A 22,060-nucleotide genomic window follows, 5' to 3' on the forward strand; every position below is an offset into this window, starting at 1 on the left:
CTTGGCAGTGGCGGCTCGCCACTACATCATGCCTGGCATTCCACCGCCGCCCATTGGAGGGCCTGCAGGTGCGTCTTCCTTAATTTCTGTCAATGCACATTCTGTGGTCAAGATCATTCCGGAAACCGATGCGGCATTTTCCAAAGCTACTCTCGTAACTTTTTTGGGATCGATAATACCTGCTTTCATCATCTCAACAAATTTATCAGACTTGGCATCATAACCATAATCGCCTTTTCCCTCAAGAATTTTAGCAACTACTACGGAACCTTCTCCACCTGCGTTTTCAACAATAGTTCTCAATGGAGATTCTATCGCTCTTGCAACAATCTGTAGTCCAGTGGCTTCATCCTCATTTTCGGTAGCTACCTTGGAAAGAACGGATTTAGCTCTGACAAGGGCAACTCCACCACCAGCTACAATACCTTCCTCAACAGCGGCTCTTGTAGCGTGTAATGCATCGTCCACACGGTCTTTCTTTTCTTTCATCTCAACTTCAGATGCAGCACCTACATAAAGTACCGCTACACCACCTGCCAACTTGGCCAAACGCTCTTGTAGCTTTTCCTTGTCGTAATCAGACGTAGTGGTCTCAATTTGAGATTTGATTTGGTTTACCCTTGTTTTGATATCCTTAGCAACACCCCCACCATTTACAATTGTGGTGTTATCCTTGTCTATTTGTACTTTCTCACAAGTACCTAGCATATCGATTGTGGTGTTGTCCAAAGAAAATCCTCTTTCTTCTGAGATTACAGTACCCTTGGTTAGGATTGCGATATCTTCTAGCATCGCTTTTCTGCGATCCCCAAAACCTGGTGCTTTAACCGCGGCGATTTTCAAGGAACCTCTTAGTTTATTTACTACCAAAGTGGCCAAAGCCTCACCATCAACATCCTCGGCGATTATCAATAAAGGTTTTCCGGATTGTGCTACAGGTTCCAAAACAGGAAGTAAATCCTTCATTGAAGAAATTTTCTTATCAAACAATAAGATGTAAGGGTTTTCTAATTCTGTAACCATTTTTTCTGAATCGGTTACGAAATATGGAGAAAGGTAGCCTCTATCGAATTGCATACCTTCCACAACGTCAACATAGGTATCAGTACCTTTAGCTTCTTCTACCGTAATTACTCCCTCTTTACCCACTTTTCCGAAAGCTTGGGCAATTAAGTCCCCTATAGTTTCGTCATTATTTGCGGATATAGAAGCAACTTGCTTAATTTTTTCAGAGGAATCACCCACTTTTTTAGCTTGTTTTGCCAAATTCTCCACGATGGCCTCAACAGCCTTGTCGATACCTCTTTTTAGGTCCATTGGATTTGCACCTGCGGCTACGTTTTTAAGTCCTTCCTTGACGATAGCTTGGGCAAGCACAGTTGCAGTAGTAGTACCGTCACCGGCCAAATCATTGGTTTTGGAAGCAACTTCCTTAACCATTTGGGCGCCCATGTTCTCAAGTGCATTTTCCAACTCTATTTCTTTTGCTACGGTAACACCGTCCTTGGTCACTTGTGGAGCGCCAAAGGATTTACTAATGATTACGTTTCTACCTTTTGGTCCCAAGGTTACTTTTACTGCATTTGCCAATGCGTCGACTCCTCTTTTGAGTCCGTCTCTTGCATCAATGTCAAATTTTATGTCTTTTGCCATGTTATGTTATTTTAACTTTTGGCCTTTGGTTTATTGCCTGTGGCCGTTAATTGTTTTTCTGTTTTTTTAATTTTTAGGATAGACTACTTTCCTGTGTCCAGTAGCCGTTTGCTATTTAGATAATAGCTAAAATGTCGCTTTCACGCATCATAAGGTAATCAGAACCATCTAACTTTAATTCTGTACCGGCATATTTTCCGTAAAGAACAGTATCACCAACCTTCACAGTAACTTTTTCGTCTTTGGTACCCGGCCCTACGGCAACAACTTTTCCCCTTTGAGGTTTCTCCTTTGCCGTATCTGGAATATAAATTCCTGACGCAGTTTTTGTTTCAGCCGCCATTGGCTCAATAAGAACTCTGTCCGCCAATGGTTTGATATTAACTTTAGCCATAATATTTAAATTTTAAATTGATTTTTAAGTTTCATCCTTAATAGGCAGAAATTATGCCATTGCTTAAAAACTGACACATTGTAAAACAAAAATGCCAGCTTGTCATTAAGCTGGCATTTTATATAAGTTTTTAATCACCTATCTATAAACTATCATTGGGTGTAGTTTCATTTGTGGCAGGTGGGGTAACTTCTTCTGGCAATGTTTCCGGAACGGTAGTCTCTATATCATCTCCCTGTAATAATCTGGAATCTGCATCGCCAAAGTTTCCTTTTAAGGCTATATTGGATGTCAAGATCAAAACGACCAAAAGTCCGGCCAAGGTCCAAGTACTCTTATCCAAAAAGTCGCCCGTCTTCTTAACACCTCCTACAACTTGATTTCCTCCTCCACCGAAAGAAGATGATAACCCTCCTCCTTTAGGGTTCTGTACCATAATTACCAATACCAATAAAAAGCAAACAATTATGATCAGTATCAGGAATATTGAAAATGTACTCATTTTACCTACTTGTTTTCTTGTTGAATTTTTTGTACCGATTTTATTCGGTCTGCAAAGAAACTACTTTTTTCCGGATATTTCAAACTTAAAATTTTGTATGCCTGAATGGCTTTTTTATACTTTTTCTGCTCCAGATAAACCCGTGCCAAAGTTTCTGTCATCAACTCGTTTTTATCAATCCTTACAGAGTCCTTTGGATTGAAGGATGGCTTAATGTTTTCTTTTGGAACTATTTTGGGATTCTCTGCAATAAACTTATCGATGATATCGAACTTTTGTTTTTTAAGTGAGGCATTATCGGATGGGTTATCCCTTTTGGTTTTGGGTTTGCTCTTTTCTGTTTTGGGTGTTGTACTTTCCCTATCTATTTTTTTCTTGGAGGTTAACTGCAGCCATTCCGCAAAGGAGTATTTTTCTTTTTTATCAAAGTCTAGGGGTTCACCTATTTCCAAGGACTTGGCCTCTTTTGATGTTTCTTTGCTAGAAAAAATTTCAGGGTCCAGAATATTTTCCGCATCCTGGATATCCTGGGGCAGAGGCTTGTCCTCAGACTCTTCTATCAAATGTTTTTCCTTTTCCGTTTTGTCAACCGGTTCCGCGGTATCCAAATAATCGACATTGCCGGTGGATCCGGTCAGGTCATACCGCAAAAAATCCTTAGAGGTAATAAAGTCGAATAAAACGTCCCTGTCCGTCGTGTAGGCAGCCGTGGTTTTTAATGCTTTGTTGTATTTATAGCTATTGAGGTTTTTTAGCCCTTTCAAGTGTAATGCCCTTGCAGCTTGGAAATAAGGGTATTCTTCTATTATATCCTCCAGTTGCTTCGTTTGTAACGGGTCAACGACTTTGTTGGGGTTTTCAAGGAAGTATGTAAAATCCGTTATTGTCATGGGTTACCAATCCGCTAGGGATGCATTAAAGATGTCCTGTGTGATTCGTTCAAAGATGACCTCATGGGCTTCGTCCTTTACTGCCGACAACTGCACGTTTGCCGGGTAATCGTAAAAAAAGGAAAAGCTTTGGTCAAAATCCGCATCGGGATTGTTTCTGTTGTAAAACCGGGCCTTTACCCTGATGGAAAGTCGGTTTTGGGCCGCAGTTTGTTGTGCAGTTGCGGACATGGGCGAAATCCTATATTCCGTTATTTCACCTTCGTATAGGAGATCTGCATTTCCGTTATTTACCAAATCCAAACTAGTCTGGTTCAATATCCTGTTTTGAAGGGCTTGGGTAAAATCCCGGTCCATACCCGGCTCAAAGGTGGAACCTGGGCTTTGGGTGGCATAATTTTGAAAGTAATTTACCTGAAATGTATCGGCATCAATGGGTCCGGCACCTGTAAAATTATAGATTCCACAACCATTCAAGGCTACTATCAGAACCATCAAAAAGATCTTACAAATGGACTTTCCTACCTTCAACTCTTTAAAATTTTTAGACCTATAGGTCGTATTGTTTGATTTTTCTATATAACGTTCTTTCCGAGATACCCAACTCCGAAGCTGCGGCCTTTCTTTTGCCCCTATTTCTTTCCAAGGATTTTTTGATCAGTTCAACTTCCTTTTCCTGTAAAGATAAGGTTTCCTCTTCCTCGATTTCCTCGGCAAAGTGATATTTGTCTTCCTGAGGTGCAGGTGTGTAAGGCCGTTCTACCTTAGGTTCAGGTAAATGAAGGACCTCTAGGGGCGAAATATCCTGATCTTCTATTTCCTCTTCCTGTTTGTCTCCATAAATTTTTCGAATAAGGTTTTCATTTTCTTCCTGAACTTTTTGGCTATCATTGTTTTTAAGGAGTTCCATGGTCAACTTTTTAAGATCGTTGAGGTCCCCTTTCATATCGAAAAGTACTTTATACAGGATTTCCCGTTCATTACTGAAATCACCTTCCGATTTCTTATTGTTTACCACTGCGGGAAGGTTAGAGCCTACATTATGAGGTAGATAAGCATTTAGCGTGGACGCGCTAATGGAACGATTTTCTTCCAATACGGAAACCTGCTCTGCTATGTTTCGCAGTTGCCTAATATTACCTGGCCATCGGTATTTTAAAAGAAGGTCTACGGCACTATCTTCCAGACGTATCGTGGGCATCTTATATTTCTGCCCAAAATCCGAAGCAAACTTTCTGAACAACAAATGGATATCTTCCTGTCTTTCCCGCAAAGGCGGTATATTGATTTCAACCGTACTTAACCTGTAATAGAGGTCTTCCCTGAATTTTTCCTTCTTTATGGCCTCGAACATATTTACATTTGTCGCTGCCACGATTCTCACATTGGTCTTCTGAACCTGCGAGGAACCAACCTTAAGAAATTCGCCATTTTCCAGGACCCTAAGTAGTCTAACTTGGGTGGTTAATGGAAGTTCCCCAACTTCATCCAAGAAAATGGTACCTCCGTCCGCTACCTCAAAATAACCGCTACGGGTTTGGGTAGCCCCTGTAAAGGCACCCTTTTCGTGTCCAAATAGTTCACTGTCTATAGTCCCTTCCGGAATAGCACCACAGTTTACCGCAATGTATTTGGCATGCTTTCTATGGGAAAGAGAATGAATGATTTTGGGTATGGACTCCTTACCAACACCACTTTCCCCGGTTACCAAAACGGATATATCGGTAGGTGCTACCTGTATGGCCTTTTCAATCGCCCTATTAAGTTTAGGGTCTTGGCCTATAATTTCAAAACGTTGTTTTATACTCTGTATACTTTCCATTTATAGTACAGTATCTTGCTTAGTTGTTAGAGGAATACCCAATGGCTTTTCCTAATAATGTAGCCGATGTACAATCCTGCATTTCTACCATCACAAAGTCGCCCACCTTATAATTTTCTTTAGGGAAAACCGCTACGGTATTCTGGGAGGTGCGTCCCATCCAATGTGCATCTGACTTTTTGGAGCTTCCCTCTATCAATACCTCCTGAGTCTTACCAAGATTGGCTTTTATGCGTTCATAGGAATGTTGGCGTTGAAGTGCTATAATTTCTGAAAGCCGACGCTTTTTTATTTCGTTTGGAACATCATCTTCCAATTTACGTTCAGCAAGTGTTCCGGGTCTTTCGGAGTAAGCGAACATGAACCCGTAGTCATATTTTACATATTCCATCAATGACAATGTATCCTTATGGTCCTCTTCCTCTTCTGTGGGGAATCCCGTAATCATGTCTTGGGAAATGGCGCAATCCGGTATAATGTTCCTTATGTTGTCAATAAGTTCAAAGTACTCTTCGCGGGTATGCAGGCGATTCATCGCCTTTAATATTCTATTGCTTCCACTTTGCACGGGTAAATGAATGTAGTTGCATATATTTTCATACTTCGCCATGGTGTGGATTACATCCAAGGTCATATCCTGAGGATTTGATGTGGAAAACCTAATTCTCATCTTAGGTTGGGCCAATGCCACTTTCTCCAATAATTGAGCGAAGCTGACGGCCATGGCCTTTTCCATTTCAGAGGCCTTGCCAAAATCTTTTTTTAATCCACCACCATACCAAAGATAGCTGTCCACATTTTGGCCCAAAAGGGTAACTTCCTTGAATCCCTTGTGCCACAGGTCGTTTACTTCCTTAATTATCGATTGTGGGTCCCTACTTCTTTCCCTTCCCCGGGTGAAAGGTACCACGCAAAAAGTGCACATGTTATCACAGCCCCTGGTAATGGATACGAATGCGTTAACCCCGTTGGAGTTCAATCTTACAGGGGCCACATCCCCATAAGTCTCGTCCTTTGAAAGAATAACGTTAACGGCATTTCTACCTTCATCGATTTCCTGGATGAGGTTGGGCAAATCTTTATAGGCATCGGGGCCCACCACCATATCCACTATTTTTTCTTCTTCAAGGAACTGATGTTTCAAACGTTCTGCCATACACCCCAGTACACCAACTTTTAGATGTGGTCTATCCTTTTTAATGGTATTGAATTTCTCAAGACGTTTTCTTACGGTCAATTCGGCCTTTTCACGTATGGAACAGGTATTTACCAGAACTAAATCTGCGTCCTCCAATTTTTGGGTGGTGTTAAAACCTTCCTGTGCTAGAATGGAGGCCACAATCTCACTATCGGAAAAATTCATCTGACAACCATAACTCTCTATGTAGAGATTCCGCCCGTTGTGAATTTTATTTTCAGTTCTCAAAGCGGAACCTTGAATGCTCTCGTCAATTGTTTTCTCCATAAATTCCTCAAATTGCCATTGAATAATGGGTCCGCAAAGATAGCATTATATTCAAAAATGTGACAAGTTGACAGTTTAATTTAGCTTAATTTTATACTTTAAATGCCATTAAATTAACCCTATTAAATTATCCACCATGAGCCTTGGGCAACTAAAAAAAATAATAGAGGAAAAGCAACCTTTGGATTTTGGTTCCATATTCAGTAGGTCTATAGACCTTTTCAAAAAGGTTTGGCTACAGGGTTTTATAACGCTATTATTAACCGTTGTAACCGTACTTCCTTTTTATTTCATGATTTATATTCCTATGATTGCGGCAGGAATTACAGATCCAGAGATGTTGCGTAATGATGACCCACCGTTGATTGTTATTTTAAGCATGTCCATATTACTGCCTATAGTAATGATAGGAATGACCACTTTTGCCATTGCATTGAATGCGGCGTTTTTGAAAATTTGTAGGCAAAAGGATGTAGATGGGGCTGGCAACGACGATTACTTTTATTTCTTTAGGGAAGGTCGCCTTGGAAAAATTCTTGTACTTTCTTTAATCATGTTGGGCTTAAGTATTTTGGGAGTTTTCACGTGTGGAATAGGTATTTTCTATTTGGTGGTTCCCTTGTCCCTTTTTCCTGCTTTTGTTGCATTTAATGAAAATCTAACTGCCATGGAAACTGTAAAGGCCAGTTTTAAACTGGGCAATAAAAATTGGTTGGTTATTTTCGGATTGGTCGTTGTTATGGGTATTGTCGCGGAATTAGGAATTTTACTGTGTTGTGTTGGTGTTTTGTTTACCGCAATGTTATCAAAAATACCCGTCTATTTTATATATAAGGACGGTTTGGGCTTTGTGGCTGAAATGAAGGAATATTAGGCTGGCTTGACGCAACTTTTCATCTTAAAATGAATCTATTATGTAACAAACTTTTTCCGCAATTCGTGGGAAAGGCCAATTGTGCCTGATCAAAATGTTGGTTGGAATAAATAACGTGCAAAATGGATCTGCTATGAAAAAACTTGCCTTTTTCCTTCTTCTTGGCGTATTGTTTATCTCCTGTGATAAAAAGGACGACGACCTTTACAAAGAGTACCAAGTGGCCAAACCCCTTAAAATAAGTCTTGCCGAATTTGAAAATGGTGTGGACATAATTGATCCGATACCAATAGACGAATCCGGAAAAATTTATGCTTACAAGGACTACATTTTTGTGAACGATAAATATAAAGGTGTTCATGTTATCGATAATTCCAATCCCGCTTCTCCCCAAAAAATTGCTTTTATAAAAATTGCGGGAAACGTGGATATTTCGGTAAAAGACGATTATCTCTTCGCGGATAGTCTTATGGATTTAGTTGTGTTGGATATTTCCAATATCAATAACATCACCATTGTAAACCGTTTGGAAAATGTACTAAGGGACAATATAATATGGCCTTCGGAAGCAGATTTTATAGAGTATGAGACTATTGATTACAATGAGGAAATATTAATAGGTTGGGAAATAGTAACGGAAAAAAGATTGAAATCTGAATATGAGGAAAGGTTTTCCGGTATTGACTTCGCTCTTGCGGAATCCGCCAATGACGCATCGGTAGGACAGGGAGGTTCTTTGGCCCGGTTTAAGATTGTGGACCAATATCTTTATGCGGTGGACAGTCATAATATAAATGTCTTCAATATTTCCAACCTAGAAAACCCTAAGGATCTGGAAGATGTCTTTGCCGGTTTTGATATAGAAACCATATTTAACAAAGGTCAATATCTTTTTCTAGGTAGTATGAGAGGGATGTACATATATGATATCTCTTCTCCGGCGACTCCAACCTTTGTTTCGGAATTTCAGCATGGTACGGCCTGTGACCCGGTTGTGGTAGACGATAACTACGCCTATGTTACACTACGAGGAGGCAATACCTGTGGAGCAACGGAAAGTGGTTTATTTATCATAGATATTTCCAATATTTCTGAACCCGTACTTAAACAAACCTACAGTATGGATGAGCCCTACGGTTTGGGCATAAAGGATGAGAAGCTATTTATTTGTGATGGCGCTTCCGGTTTAAAAGTTTTTGATAAATCCGATATAGCAAACCTAAAGACCTTGGACCACTTTAAAAACGTGGTGACCTTTGATGTAATTCCCTTGGAGGAAAATCTTTTAATGGTAGGTGAAGGAGTTTTGTATCAATATGAATATTTAGATCATAAAATCAATTTGATCAGCGAGTTGGAACTCAACTAATATTGACCTTTATTCAACTGAGAACACCCATTAAACATGGGTGTTTTTTTATACCATATTATTATATGTTGAGGCAAATTAAAAAAATCGACTACTTTTGTTGCTCATAAAAACCAACGCATGGCCAAGAATTTAGTAATAGTTGAGTCTCCGGCGAAAGCAAAAACCATCGAAAAATTTCTGGGAAAGGATTTTAAGGTAGAGTCCAGTTTTGGACATATTGCAGATTTGCCGTCCAAGGAATTGGGAGTGGATGTGGAGAATGATTTTGCGCCCAAATATATTGTTGATAAGGAAAAAAAGGCCTTGGTCAAAAAATTAAAAGATCTTGCAAACAAAGCGGAAACCATATGGCTGGCAAGTGATGAAGATCGAGAAGGAGAAGCCATTTCTTGGCACTTGGCAGAAGAATTAGGCTTGGATAAAGAAAAAACGAAAAGAATTGTTTTTAACTCGGTTACAAAGGCCGCCATACAAAGGGCCATTGAAAATCCACGGGATATCAATTACAACTTGGTAAATGCCCAACAAGCTAGGAGGGTGTTGGATCGTTTGGTAGGGTATGAGCTGTCTCCGGTACTCTGGAAAAAGATAAAACCGGGATTATCTGCGGGTAGGGTGCAATCCGTTGCCGTAAGACTTATTGTGGAGCGGGAGCGTGATATTGAAGCTTTTGTCCCGGAAGGATCCTTTAAGGTTTCTGCGGAGTTCAGAACGAATTCTGGCAGTGTTTTCCAGGCGAAGTTGCCAAAGTCCTTTGAATCCAAAGAGGAAGCGAATGCCTTTCTGGAAGAAAATATAGAAGCCAAATTTTCTGTAGCCAAACTGGATAAAAAGCCTGCCAAGAAATCTCCCTCGGCACCATTTACCACTTCCACATTGCAGCAGGAGGCGTCAAGAAAGCTATATTTTTCGGTGGGCAGAACCATGCAGGTGGCACAACGTTTGTACGAGGCCGGACTCATAACCTATATGAGAACGGATAGCGTAAACCTATCTGGCGAGGCAATAAATGCTGCCAAGGAGGCAATTGTTGAAAATTACGGAGAGAAGTATAGCAAGGTCAGAAACTTTACAGGCAAGTCCAAGGGAGCACAGGAGGCTCACGAGGCAATACGTCCCACGGATATGGGAAATCAATCTCCTTCGCTTGAAAGAGACCAGGCAAAATTGTATGATCTTATTTGGAAAAGAACGATAGCGTCCCAAATGAGCGATGCTGAATTGGAACGAACCAATGTACGCATTCAGGCAGATAAGCATTCCGAAGAATTTACGGCCAACGGAGAGGTCATTAAGTTTGATGGTTTCCTGAAAGTCTATCTTGAAGGTGTTGATGATGAGGACTTGGCAGAGGAACAGGATGGCATGCTTCCGGTATTGAAGGTAAACGAAGTTCTCTTAAACAATTATATTTCCGCCACAGAGCGATTTACACGACCACCTTATCGATTTACCGAAGCTTCCTTGGTTAAAAAATTGGAGGAACTAGGAATAGGAAGGCCATCTACATATGCACCTACCATTTCAACAATTTTAAACCGGGGATATGTAGAAAAGGGTACCGTTGAGGGTACCGAAAGAAAATATGCCCAATTGGTTTTGGAAGCCAATAGGATAAAGGAAAAGAACCTCACTGAAAATGTTGGTTCTGATAAAGGTAAAATGGTACCCACCGATATAGGAACCATTGTCACCGATTTCTTGGTCAGTAATTTTGGAAATATCCTGGATTATAATTTTACCGCTCAGGTAGAAGAGGATTTTGATGAAATTGCTACGGGCGAGGAAGATTGGAAGAAAATGATGAAGAACTTTTATAAGGATTTTCATCCCAATGTGGTAGATGTTGAGGAAAATGCGGATCGTGCCAGTGGTGAACGTGTGCTGGGGAAAGACCCGAAAACTGGAAGACAGGTGTCTGTACGTTTAGGTAGATTTGGGCCCATGGTCCAGATTGGAACAGTAGAAGAGGAAGAAAAACCACTTTTTGCCAGTCTTTTGCCGGATCAATCATTAAATACCATTACCTATGAGGAGGCTATGGACCTTTTTAAACTTCCAAGAAAATTAGGGGTTTACGAAGGTGAAGAAGTCGAGGCCAATGTAGGTAGGTTTGGACCTTATGTACGTTTTGGCAAGACCTTTATTTCGCTACCCAAGGATGAAAGTGCCATGGAAGTTGAAATGGAACGGGCCATAGAGTTAATAAAGGAGAAACAAGAGGCCGATGCCCCTATTGCCAGTTATGAAGGTGAGGATGTAACCAAAGGTGTCGGAAGATTTGGACCTTATATAAAATGGAACGGTATGTTTATCAATGTCAACAAAAAATATGACTTTGATAATTTGTCCAAAGATGATATTGTGGCGCTTATTGAAGACAAAAAGCAGAAGGAAAGAGAAAAAGTCGTTCAAAACTGGCCAGACCAGGGCATTAGAATTGAAAAGGCAAGATGGGGACGGCACAATATTATAAAAGGTAAAACTAAGGTCGAATTGGCCAAGACGGTGGATGTATCCAAAATGTCATTGGAAGAAGCTGCAGAATTAATTGAAAAAAAGGCTCCCAAAAAAAAGACGAAAGCGAAACCCAAATCAAAAAAGTAGTATAATTTTGAAAGGAAGTGATAGAAGGCTTCACTTTTAAATAATCAAAATCAATACTTAAAACCAACATGGCTTTTGATTTTTTAGTTCCTGTAGAGGATAGGGTGCTTGCCCATTGCGAATTGTTGCCAGCCCAGGCAATAGGTAGAAATACATATATTCATACGGTTAAAGACGGTTTGCCGGTTTTAGCCAATGCGACCGTTGCGATTTTCGGCGTCAAAGAATCCAGGAATGCCTATGAAAAGAAGCTGGAAATTTTGGACGTTTCGGCGATTCGGTTACAGTTGTATAAACTGATGCTTGGTAACTGGGATACCACCATCGTGGATCTTGGCGATCTGGAAGAAGGTGAAACGGTCGAGGATACCTATTTTGTGGTCAAGGAGGTTACGGCCGGTCTTTTGGAAGAGGGCATTATACCTATAATATTAGGAGCTACGCAAGACATTACCTATCCGGCATATCGTGCTTTTGACGGAATTAAGGATATGATCAACTTGGTCTCCGTGGATAGCCGATTTGATTTTGGTATTGATGATGAACTCATATCCTCCCATTCCTATATGAGCAAAATCATTACGGACAAGCCTAATAATCTTTTCAATTTTTCCAATATTGGCTATCAGAGTTATTTCAATGCTCAAGAGGAGGTGGATCTTATGGAGCGTCTTTTTTTTGACTCTTATAGGTTGGGAGAAATAGCCAACGATCTTTCTCTGGCGGAACCGGTGCTCAGAAATGCACACATGGTTAGCCTGGATTCAAGAGCCATAAAGGCCAGTGAAATTGGATTTTCAGGAAATTTTTCACCTAACGGATTTACGGGAAGGGAAATTTGTGCCATAGCAAGATACGCGGGTATTAGTGAGCGTGTCATGGTGTTTGGTATTTTTGAAATGGAAAACAATGTCCAATGTCAACAACTATTAGCTCATATAATATGGTACTTTATAGAAGGTATAAATTATCGTATCAAGGAGTCGCCCTACAATAAAACGGACGATTTTACCAAATATAATGTTCCCAACGAGGAAGAGGAGCTCGTTTTCTACAAGAGCCTTTTAACAGAAAGATGGTGGGTAGAGGTGCCATCTATTTTTACTTCACATACTAAAGAAGGTACACAAGCGTTATTACCTTGCACAGAGCAGGATTATTTGGACGCATGTGACCAAAAAATTCCCGAACGGTGGTTTAAGGCCTATAAAAAGGGCTTTAATTAATTGAAAAATTAGTAAGACATAAAATTATTAATACAATAATTTATTCAAAAGATAGTTTTAAGAATTAGAATAACATTATAGTATTTACATTTTAACCATAATCGAAATTTAACCTAAAGTATGAAGAAGCTATTGTTATCATCTATAGCGTTTGTTTTTTTGCTCACGAGTTGTGGGTCAAAGACTAAAGGAGAGCTAGTCGGAGCCCAGGGCAAAAAATGGTATCCCGAAAAACCATATGGAATGGAACTTATCCCAAGGGGTTCTTTCATTATGGGTAAAAGTGAAGAAGACCAAGCCAAAGTATTGAACGCACCTACAAAGACAGTTACGGTAAGATCCTTTTATATGGACGATACTGAAATTACCAATAGTGAATACCGTCAATTCGTGGAATGGGTAAAGGATTCTATAACCAGAACACGTTTGGCCATTTTGGCCGATGAGCTTGGAATTGGACCCGAGGATGGAGGAATTGGGGATTATGCATTTAAGGATGCGGATACTACCAGAGCCTCTGTTTATGATAAATATATGCTTGATAATTATTCAGGTATGGGAGAAACTGGTTATGAAGGAAGGGCTCTAAATAAAGATGAGGACCTCATTTGGGACACTTCAGAATATCCGGACGAATATTACGCCGAGGTGATGGATTCATTGTATATTCCAGAAGAGGAATCCTATAATGGTCAAAGAAGCATCGATGTAACTAAGCTAAAATATAAGTATAGCTGGATGGATATCGAGGCAGCAGCTCGTGCTTCAAAAAAAGGCAAAGGCAGCAGAAAGGACTTTATCCGTCATGAGGAATTGGAAATATATCCAGATACTACAGTATGGATCAGGGATTTTGAATACTCCTATAACGAACCAATGCATAACGATTATTTTTGGCACGATGCCTACAGTGATTACCCGGTAGTTGGAATCTCTTGGCAACAGGCAAAAGCTTTCTGTAATTGGAGAACAAAGTTTAAAAACGATGACCAAAAAAGTCGTGGAAAGCAATTTGTGAACCAATTTAGGTTACCTACAGAAGCAGAGTGGGAATATGCCGCAAGAGGTGGAATTGAAGGAGGTACTTATCCTTGGGGTGGTCCATATGTAATTAGTGACACGGGTTGTTTTATGGCTAACTTTAAGCCTCAGCGAGGTGATTACGCAGCGGATGCCGCTTTGTACACGGTAGAAGCCAAGTCCTATGAGCCGAATGACTTTAACTTATACAATATGGCCGGTAACGTGGCGGAATGGACCAACTCCAGTTATGATCCAAGTGCGTACGATTATGTATCCACTATGAACCCTAACGGAGGTGATCAATCCAATACGAGAAAAGTTATCAGAGGTGGTTCCTGGAAAGATGTTGCCTATTTCTTACAAGTAAGCACAAGGGATTACGAATATGCGGATTCTGCCCGTAGTTACATAGGCTTCAGAACCGTACAGGATTACATGGGCGAAGAAGATTCAACGCAATAAAAAGAGTAAACTAGTAAACTATTCATATCAATTATTAACCAAATCTTTAGTATTAAACCTTTAAATTAAAATTAAATCATGGCACAGTCAAAATCAACAAAAAAATTATTCAACATGGCCTACGGGCTTGGAGCATCAGTCGTAATCATAGGTGCATTATTTAAAATTCTTCACTGGGAGTTTGGACCTTTAACAGGTGGTCTTTTATTGGCGATCGGTCTTATTACAGAAGCATTGATCTTCGCTATTAGTGCATTTGAACCAGTAGACGATGAATTGGATTGGTCTTTAGTCTATCCAGAATTAGCTGGCGGGGAATCCAAAGGAAGAAAAAATGAACTAGCTGAAGTTAAGGAAGCAGAAACTTCTTTGTCCAAAAAATTGGATGATCTTTTAAAAGAGGCAGGTGTTGACGCCAGCCTAATGGAGAGCTTGGGATCTAGCATCAAGAACTTTGAAGGTGCTGCGAAAGGTATCGCTCCTACTGTTGATGCTATGGAGTCTACAAGAAAGTATTCCGAAGAAATGGTACAGGCTGCCGCTCAAATGGAATCTTTAAACAGTCTTTATAAAGTACAATTGGAAAGTGCTAGCAGACAAGCTTCCGTTAACGAGGAAGTTGTTCAGAATGCAAGTGCGCTTAAAGAGCAAATGGCTTCATTGTCCACAAACCTTTCTTCTTTGAATGGTGTTTATGGTGGAATGTTGTCCGCAATGAACAGAAACTAAATTGGATTTTAATAAAACCAAACCAAATCAGTATTAATTAAAATCTAATTAAAAAACCATGGCAGGAGGAAAACAAACACCACGTCAGAAGATGATCAACCTAATGTACTTGATCTTCATCGCAATGCTGGCGTTAAATATGAGTAAAGAGGTGCTAGCAGCATTCGGCATAATGAACGAAAAGCTAGAGACTTCTAATGAAATGACTACGGCAAGTAACGAAGCGTTCTTGGGTAGTCTGGAAACAAAAGCATCTGAAGATGCGGCTAAATACGAAAAGCTGTACCAAGATGCCCAGAAAATCAAAGCAATGTCCCAAGAGTATTATGACTATTTACAAACTCTTAAAGACGGAATGACGGAGGGATTGGAAGACCCTAAGGATTATGCCCGTATGGATAATTCAGATTATTTGGATCAGAAATTCTTCCAAGGAGATAATTTATCAGAAGGTGGTCAAGAGTTTATGAAAAGACTTACCGACTATAGAGATCAAGTTGCCGCTATTGTTCCGGCGTCTTTGAAGCAATCTGTTATCGATAGATTTCAGACTGGCAACGAAGAAGGAAAAGTAAAGGCAAAGGATGGTATGCAAGATTGGATCAACTATCATTACGAGGGATATCCCCTTGTGGCCTCTTTGGCAAAATTGACTGCTTTACAAGCTGATGTTAAAGCTACTGAAGAATCTGCCTTGAAATCTATGTTGGAAGGAGAGTTAACAAGTCAAGTTTCTTTAAAGAACTTTGCAACATCACTTTCTGCATCTAAATCTGCTTATTATGCCGGAGAAAGGTATGATGGTAAAATCATCATCAGTAAAACGGATAATACTTCTACTCCGGTAAGAGCTGAATTGACTTTGGACGGCAGAAAGCTTTCTGAAGGTACAGACTACAAATTGGAAGCTGGTGGTGTTAAAATGTTGATTGGAGCCGGTTCTGCCGGAGACCACGAGGTAGAAGGTACGATTTTCTTCAAGCAGGACGGAGAAGAAATAGAAGTACCTGTTAAAAACTCCTTTGCTACCATTTCAAAACCAAATTCAGCATTGATCGCTGCAGATAAGATGAACGTTGTGTATCGTGGTGTAGCCAACCCAATGTCCATCTCTATCCCTGGTATTCCAGATAATAAAGTAAGTGCTTCCGCTCCCGGACTTAAGAAAGTGAGTGCTAGTAAGTACGTAATGAATCCAGGTACAGGTAGGGAAGTTACTATTAATGCTAGTGGTATTTTACCTGACGGTACAAAAATAAATACACCGGCTACGTTTAGGATTAAGGATATTCCAAGACCTGAAGGTACGCTTAGCAAGCAGGCAGGTAGTGTAAAATTACCTAGGGCCAACGTTGAGATTGCTACAATTGGCGCTATGTTGGATGATTTTGATTTTGACTTGAACCTTGCGGTAAGCGGATTTAAGTTCAAAGTTCCAGGTCAGCCTACAGTAAGTGTTAGAGGTAATAAGTTGGACTCTAAAGCTAAAGCTGCATTGAAACGTGCAGGTAGAGGTGATGTGGTTCAGATCTTCGATATCGAAGCATATATTACGAACAACAAAAGTTACAAATTGAAGAAAGTATCTCCGGTAGTTGTGGAGATAACAAACTAAAATAGTAAATACTACCGGGTAGCCCCAAAAGGGTTGCCCGGTTAATTTTAAAGTTAACAAGAATGAATTGGAAAAATGTTTTAGTAATGGGCGCGGTAACCTTGTTGCCGGCTTCCATAATGGCTCAGGCCAATATCTTGAACGCTAAAAAACCACAAGAAATAGGGGTTCGTACGGAAGAACAAAAAGCCGTGGACAACGATGCTCCTTTGGAATACGGTTATGTGGATGATCGGGATATTCTTTGGTCCAAAACACTGTGGGAAACCATTGATTTGGATGAAAGGGTAAACTTTCCCTTGTATTATCCAACAGATACCATGGATATAGGTAAAGACAGAAGGTCTTTGTACCATGTGTTGATCAAAAATCTTAAGGAAGGTAATCTGGAAGCCTATGCGGATTCCTATTTTACCGAGAAAAGAACCTATAATGACTTATCCGGTGCACTACAGTCAGTGGATACATTGGACTATGGTTATGAACAAATGAATGCTGGGGAGCAGGTTTCTGCCGAATACATTACCCGTAGAAATATCACTGCAGGTGAAATTGAGGAATACCATATCAAAGGAATGTGGTATTTTGATAAAAGACAGGGGGAGTTAAAATATCGTTTATTGGGTATTGCTCCAGTTGCGCCGGACGTAAACTTCATCGATGATGAAAATCCTGATATGGTGGAGTTGTTTTGGGTATGGTATCCAGATGCTCGTGAAATTTTGCACGAGGCCAAAGTCTTTAACCAGCAAAATTCCGCTCAACCCATCTCTTATGATATGTTGCTGAACGCAAGAAGGTTTAATGCTGTTATCTATAAAGAAGACAATGTTCATGGAGACCGTGAGGTCAGCGAATATATTGCGGACAATGCACTTTTCCAATTGTTGGAGGCTAAACGTATCAAGGAAGCTATTAGGGACAGGGAACAAGATATGTGGGCATACTAAGCCAAATGAAAATTCCAATTCAATAATATAAGCTCCGATAATATATCGGAGCTTTTTGTTTATGTCTATTTTTGCCAAATGGTAGATTATATTGTCGTTGGCTTGGGTTTGGCAGGAACTGCTTTTTGTGAAACCTTAAGGCGAAATCAAAGAAGTTTTTGTGTCATTAGTGACCAATCCCAGACCTCTTCAAAGGTAGCAGCAGGGTTATCCAACCCGGTCATCTTAAAACGGTTTACTTTAGCCTGGAGAGCCGATGAACTGGTGCCCTATTCCAAAAGCTTTTACACAGAATTGGAAAAGGAATTAAATGTGAAGTTCCTCATTGATCAACCCATCTTACGTAAATTCAGTTCAATAGAGGAACAGAATCTATGGTTCGAAGCTTCCGATAAGGATGCATTGAACCAATTTTTATCTCCACAACTGGAAAGGAATTCGAACAAGGCCCTAATTGCACCATTTGATTTTGGAAGTTTAAATGGAGCATATAAACTAAATACCGAATTATTCCTTACGAGTTATCAAAATGAAATATTGCATCCTGATATTCATATACGAGAAACTTTTGATTATTCCGAGATAAGGAAAAAGCAGGACTATTTAGAGTACAAGGGAATTAGAGCCCGCAATATTCTTTTTGCTGAGGGTTTTGGGCTTAAAAAAAATCCGTTTTTCAATTATCTTCCCATGAACGGTTCAAAAGGAGAATATTTGATCATAAAATCCAATGAACTAGGTCTAGAGAGCGCCGTTAAATCATCCATTTTTGTTATACCACTTGAGCCAAGTTTTTATTTGGTCGGAGCCAACTATAATTCCGTGGATAAGGACAATGAACCCTCAGAAGAAGCAAAAGCAGAACTACTTAAAAAACTGGAGAACATTATAAATTGTCCTTATCAAGTGGTAGGTCATGTAGCTGGGGTTAGACCCACCGTAAAGGATAGACGGCCTTTGATAGGAACCCATCCCGGGAACAAAATGTTTCATGTTTTAAATGGTTTTGGTTCGCATGGAGTGATGATTGCTCCTTGGGCGGCAAATGAATTGTTCAATTTTTTGGAGAATGGAACGGACTTGGATGATGAGATAAACATCAATAGATTTCAATATTTGTGGTCTAATTGAATGTTTGGGAATTCATTTTTTCAAATCCTTGAACGGATAAGAACTTCTGTGAAAATACCATAGAGTTCTTATCCTTTTTTTTGACCTTTGCAAATCCAAAAAAGAAACCATCACAACATAATTCCGTGGGTTCTTTTTTTAAAATTTGTTAGAATGCTAAATATTCACAATTTATCCGTTTCATTTGGAGGGGAGTATTTATTTGAGGAAATATCCTTTAGGTTAAACGCTGGAAATAGGGTAGGACTGGTAGGTAAGAATGGAGCTGGGAAATCTACTTTGCTGAAGTTGTTGGCCAGGGATATGCCCATAGATTCTGGGACCATTGCCATAGAAAAGGATATTAAAATTGGGTTTCTGCGTCAGGATATAGATTTTGAACTTGGTAGAACGGTTTTGGAGGAAGCTTATCAAGCATTCGAGGAAATTAAGGTATTGGAGGCCAAAATGGATGAGATCAACCATCAATTGGCCGAAAGAACGGATTACGAAAGTGATTCCTACAATCAGCTCATCATTGACTTAAGTGATGTTACTTCACATTATGAGATATTGGGAGGTTATAACTATCAAGGTGAAACCGAAAAAATACTTCAAGGGCTTGGCTTTAAGAGAGACGATTTTGATAAGAAAACGGAAACCTTCTCAGGAGGATGGCGCATGCGTATAGAACTGGCCAAATTACTCCTACAGAGCAACGATGTTTTGCTTTTGGATGAACCTACTAACCACTTGGATATTGAATCCATTATCTGGTTTGAACAATTCTTGAATAATTACACGGGTGCGGTCATGATCGTATCCCATGATAGAATGTTCCTGGACAACGTAACGAACAGAACCATTGAAATATCACTGGGAAGGATATATGATTACAATAAACCGTATTCCAAATATCTGGTATTGCGTGATGAAATAAGGCAGCAGCAATTAAGTGCGCAAAAAAATCAGGATAGGGAAATACAGCAGGCAGAAAGGTTGATTGAAAAGTTTAGGGCAAAATCCACAAAGGCCTCTATGGCACAGTCCCTTATCAAAAAGTTGGATAAGATTGAACGAATAGAGGTGGACGAAGATGATAATAGCGTCATGAGCCTTAGGTTTCCGGTTTCCATTACCCCGGGAAAAGTAGTGGTGGAAATGGAAAATCTTTCAAAATCATATGGCAGCAAAGAGGTATTGAGAGATATCGACTTACTGGTGGAACGAGATAGCAAAACGGCGTTTGTAGGGCAAAATGGACAGGGGAAATCTACTTTGGCCAAAATTATAGTTGGAGAGTTGGAACATCAAGGTCATCTTAAACTGGGGCACAATGTGCAAATTGGATATTTCGCGCAAAATCAAGCTGAATATTTGGATGGGAACAAAACCATTTTGGATACCATGATAGATGCGGCCAACGAATCCAATAGGAGTAAGGTAAGAGATATATTGGGTTCTTTTTTGTTTAGGGGAGATGATGTGGAAAAATATGTCAAGGTTTTATCTGGTGGTGAACGCAACCGGCTAGCCTTGGCCAAAATGCTTCTTCAGCCCTTTAACGTTCTGGTCATGGATGAGCCTACCAATCATCTGGATATAAAATCAAAAAATGTGCTTAAGCAAGCTTGCTTAAATTTTGAAGGAACACTTATTCTGGTTTCCCACGACAGGGACTTCCTTCAGGGACTTACAAATAAGGTATATGAATTTAAAGACAGGAAAATCAAGGAGTATCTAGGGGATATCGATTTTTATCTGGAACAGCGAAAAGTCAATGATTTTAGGGGTATAGAAAAGAAAGAAGATAAAAGGGAGGAGAAGCCCATCCAAAACAAAAACACGTCCTTTGAGGATCAAAAGCTACTTAAGAGTCTAAAGAATCAACTTAGTGGTATGGAAAGCAAAATATCGGCACTCGAAAAGGAAATAAAAAAAATAGACCATGATCTTCTTATGAATTATGATGCTACAATTGCCAAGCCCAATTTCTTTGATAATTACCAAGCTAAAAAGGCCAAATTGGAAAAGCATATGCAAAAGTGGGAAGCACTTACTTTGGAAATTGAAAATTTTAAATAAAGTAAACATACAGTTTTAGCGGTTTCACAACATAATTTGGCATTTTCACAACAATGTGGATTCCTTTAACGATAATTTTTGGTCTTTTATCGTTTATGATAGAAATTTGTAAGATAATTCTTAAAGATAAATAAGAAAAACTAATTTCGAGGTATATGAAAAAGCTTTACTTGATACTTTCCATTTTCATGTTAATTTCTAGCCTCGGTATGGCCAAGGTTTCAAAAAAGGAAAGAAAGGCCTTGATCAGTCTTTATAATAGCACGAATGGTGCGCATTGGAAAAGGAAATGGGATTTGAACAAGCCTGTTTCCCAATGGTACGGCGTAAAGGTGGAAAATGACCAGGTGGTCGAGATAAATCTCTTCAACAATAACTTAATGGGTCCTTTGCCATTAGGAATTTCCAAATTGGAGAATCTAAGAGTTTTGAATTTAGCCTTCAATTTAATTACGGGAGAACTGCCTGAAGATTTGGCCCTATTGTCTAATTTAAAGGTCTTAAAGTTGGAGATGAACAGGTTGAAAGGAGGTTTGCCTCAAAATATAGGCGGACTTTCAAATCTAGAGGAACTTACCGCCTTCAATAATTTTCTGTCTGGAGGTATTCCAGAAAGTATAGGACAAATAAAGAAACTTAAGATATTGAACCTTTCCAGCAATTCCTTGAAAGGAAATATTCCGAGTTCACTTGGCCAATTAGCCGAATTGGAAACTTTAGGGCTTTTTGAAAATACGTTGGAAGGTGCTATTCCAGGAGAAATAGGGCAATTGACCAAATTAAAGGAATTGGTTTTGGCTAATAACAGTTTTAATGGTGAAATCCCTGAGGAATTCAACCAACTGGCCAGCTTACAGATTTTTCAAATACAGAACAATAATTTTTCATCATTTGAAAACTTGGAAAAACTTAAAACAAAAGAGTACTTGGTGTTTGATTATGACGGATTTGACAAAAAAAAGGAGTTCAAAGAGCTTAAGCTTAACAGAACCAGAATGGCCGATACAAAATTTGAAGACATAGAAAATTAAGAGTAGTTTACACTTTTAGTTAGTTTGGTGAAGAAAGAGGTGTTGGTAGCACCTCTTTTTTGTTTTAAGGTAATACATAAACATGATAGACGTTCCTTCATAGTTTCTCTATCCCAATTTTTATGAAATTTTTAACCTTCTTCAAGTTATCTACGGGAAACGATTTTTTGTAGTTTCGCCCCTTAATAATGTTCGATTTCGTTCTAATTAACTGATATTTATTGAATTAGCTTGTAATCTAAAATTATTT

At 39.5% G+C, this 22,060-nt stretch carries 18 protein-coding genes; 11 read left to right on the plus strand and 7 right to left on the minus strand.

All coding sequences use genetic code 11. From position 1 onward, the window contains the following. Positions 1–21 precede the first annotated feature (21 nt). From groL to miaB, 7 genes are all read right to left on the minus strand, one after another. Positions 22–1,653: a chaperonin GroEL gene (gene groL, locus CJ263_RS10850; protein WP_094997290.1), complete on the minus strand. Its 1,632-nt coding sequence runs from the start codon at positions 1,651–1,653 to the stop codon at positions 22–24. Positions 1,654–1,768: 115 nt separating this feature from the next. Continuing rightward, complete coding sequence (locus tag CJ263_RS10855; protein ID WP_094997291.1) at positions 1,769–2,047, minus strand: co-chaperone GroES; 279 nt, start codon at positions 2,045–2,047, stop codon at positions 1,769–1,771. A gap of 142 nt (positions 2,048–2,189) precedes the next feature. Further along, positions 2,190–2,549: a preprotein translocase subunit SecG gene (gene secG / locus CJ263_RS10860; protein ID WP_094997292.1), complete on the minus strand. Its 360-nt coding sequence runs from the start codon at positions 2,547–2,549 to the stop codon at positions 2,190–2,192. Between the two features lie 5 nt (positions 2,550–2,554). Next, on the minus strand, positions 2,555–3,439 hold the full coding sequence (locus tag CJ263_RS10865; protein WP_094997293.1) for a hypothetical protein: 885 nt from the start codon (positions 3,437–3,439) through the stop codon (positions 2,555–2,557). A 3-nt stretch (positions 3,440–3,442) separates the two neighbouring features. Then, positions 3,443–3,934 carry an LptE family protein gene (locus CJ263_RS10870; RefSeq protein ID WP_094997294.1) on the minus strand — a complete coding sequence of 164 codons (492 nt, stop codon included), beginning with the start codon at positions 3,932–3,934 and terminating at the stop codon, positions 3,443–3,445. A gap of 55 nt (positions 3,935–3,989) precedes the next feature. Beyond that, the gene (locus CJ263_RS10875) at positions 3,990–5,261 is read right to left on the minus strand and encodes a sigma-54 interaction domain-containing protein (RefSeq protein WP_094997295.1); all 1,272 of its coding nucleotides are present in this window, start codon (positions 5,259–5,261) and stop codon (positions 3,990–3,992) included. A gap of 19 nt (positions 5,262–5,280) precedes the next feature. Then, complete coding sequence (miaB, locus tag CJ263_RS10880; RefSeq protein WP_094997296.1) at positions 5,281–6,726, minus strand: tRNA (N6-isopentenyl adenosine(37)-C2)-methylthiotransferase MiaB; 1,446 nt, start codon at positions 6,724–6,726, stop codon at positions 5,281–5,283. A gap of 136 nt (positions 6,727–6,862) precedes the next feature. Here miaB and CJ263_RS10885 point away from each other — a divergent pair, with 136 nt between their 5' ends. The 11 genes from CJ263_RS10885 (at position 6,863) to CJ263_RS10935 (ending at position 21,810) form a co-directional block, all read left to right on the plus strand. Further along, on the plus strand, positions 6,863–7,600 hold the full coding sequence (locus CJ263_RS10885) for a hypothetical protein (RefSeq protein ID WP_094997297.1): 738 nt from the start codon (positions 6,863–6,865) through the stop codon (positions 7,598–7,600). Positions 7,601–7,733: 133 nt separating this feature from the next. Beyond that, positions 7,734–8,969 (plus strand): LVIVD repeat-containing protein, encoded by a 1,236-nt coding sequence (locus tag CJ263_RS10890; protein ID WP_094999215.1) that lies wholly within the window; start codon positions 7,734–7,736, stop codon positions 8,967–8,969. A gap of 120 nt (positions 8,970–9,089) precedes the next feature. After that, positions 9,090–11,579: a type I DNA topoisomerase gene (gene topA, locus CJ263_RS10895; RefSeq protein ID WP_094997298.1), complete on the plus strand. Its 2,490-nt coding sequence runs from the start codon at positions 9,090–9,092 to the stop codon at positions 11,577–11,579. A gap of 68 nt (positions 11,580–11,647) precedes the next feature. Next, positions 11,648–12,805 carry a formimidoylglutamase gene (locus tag CJ263_RS10900; protein WP_094997299.1) on the plus strand — a complete coding sequence of 386 codons (1,158 nt, stop codon included), beginning with the start codon at positions 11,648–11,650 and terminating at the stop codon, positions 12,803–12,805. A gap of 120 nt (positions 12,806–12,925) precedes the next feature. After that, complete coding sequence (gene porK / locus CJ263_RS10905; protein WP_094997300.1) at positions 12,926–14,290, plus strand: T9SS ring complex lipoprotein PorK/GldK; 1,365 nt, start codon at positions 12,926–12,928, stop codon at positions 14,288–14,290. Positions 14,291–14,368: 78 nt separating this feature from the next. Next, positions 14,369–15,019 carry a type IX secretion system motor protein PorL/GldL gene (porL, locus tag CJ263_RS10910; protein ID WP_094997301.1) on the plus strand — a complete coding sequence of 217 codons (651 nt, stop codon included), beginning with the start codon at positions 14,369–14,371 and terminating at the stop codon, positions 15,017–15,019. Positions 15,020–15,077: 58 nt separating this feature from the next. Further along, positions 15,078–16,634 (plus strand): type IX secretion system motor protein PorM/GldM, encoded by a 1,557-nt coding sequence (gene porM / locus CJ263_RS10915; protein ID WP_094997302.1) that lies wholly within the window; start codon positions 15,078–15,080, stop codon positions 16,632–16,634. 62 nt (positions 16,635–16,696) lie between these two features. Then, the gene (porN, locus tag CJ263_RS10920) at positions 16,697–17,584 is read left to right on the plus strand and encodes a type IX secretion system ring subunit PorN/GldN (protein WP_094997303.1); all 888 of its coding nucleotides are present in this window, start codon (positions 16,697–16,699) and stop codon (positions 17,582–17,584) included. Between the two features lie 78 nt (positions 17,585–17,662). Beyond that, on the plus strand, positions 17,663–18,715 hold the full coding sequence (locus CJ263_RS10925) for an NAD(P)/FAD-dependent oxidoreductase (protein ID WP_094997304.1): 1,053 nt from the start codon (positions 17,663–17,665) through the stop codon (positions 18,713–18,715). Positions 18,716–18,868: 153 nt separating this feature from the next. Next, positions 18,869–20,779, plus strand: a complete 1,911-nt coding sequence (locus tag CJ263_RS10930; protein ID WP_094997305.1) for an ABC-F family ATP-binding cassette domain-containing protein — start codon at positions 18,869–18,871, stop codon at positions 20,777–20,779. Positions 20,780–20,934: 155 nt separating this feature from the next. Further along, positions 20,935–21,810, plus strand: a complete 876-nt coding sequence (locus tag CJ263_RS10935) for a hypothetical protein (protein WP_094997306.1) — start codon at positions 20,935–20,937, stop codon at positions 21,808–21,810. The last annotated feature ends 250 nt before the right edge of the window (positions 21,811–22,060 follow it).

Source organism: Maribacter cobaltidurans, from assembly GCF_002269385.1.
GTDB lineage: Bacteria > Bacteroidota > Bacteroidia > Flavobacteriales > Flavobacteriaceae > Maribacter > Maribacter cobaltidurans.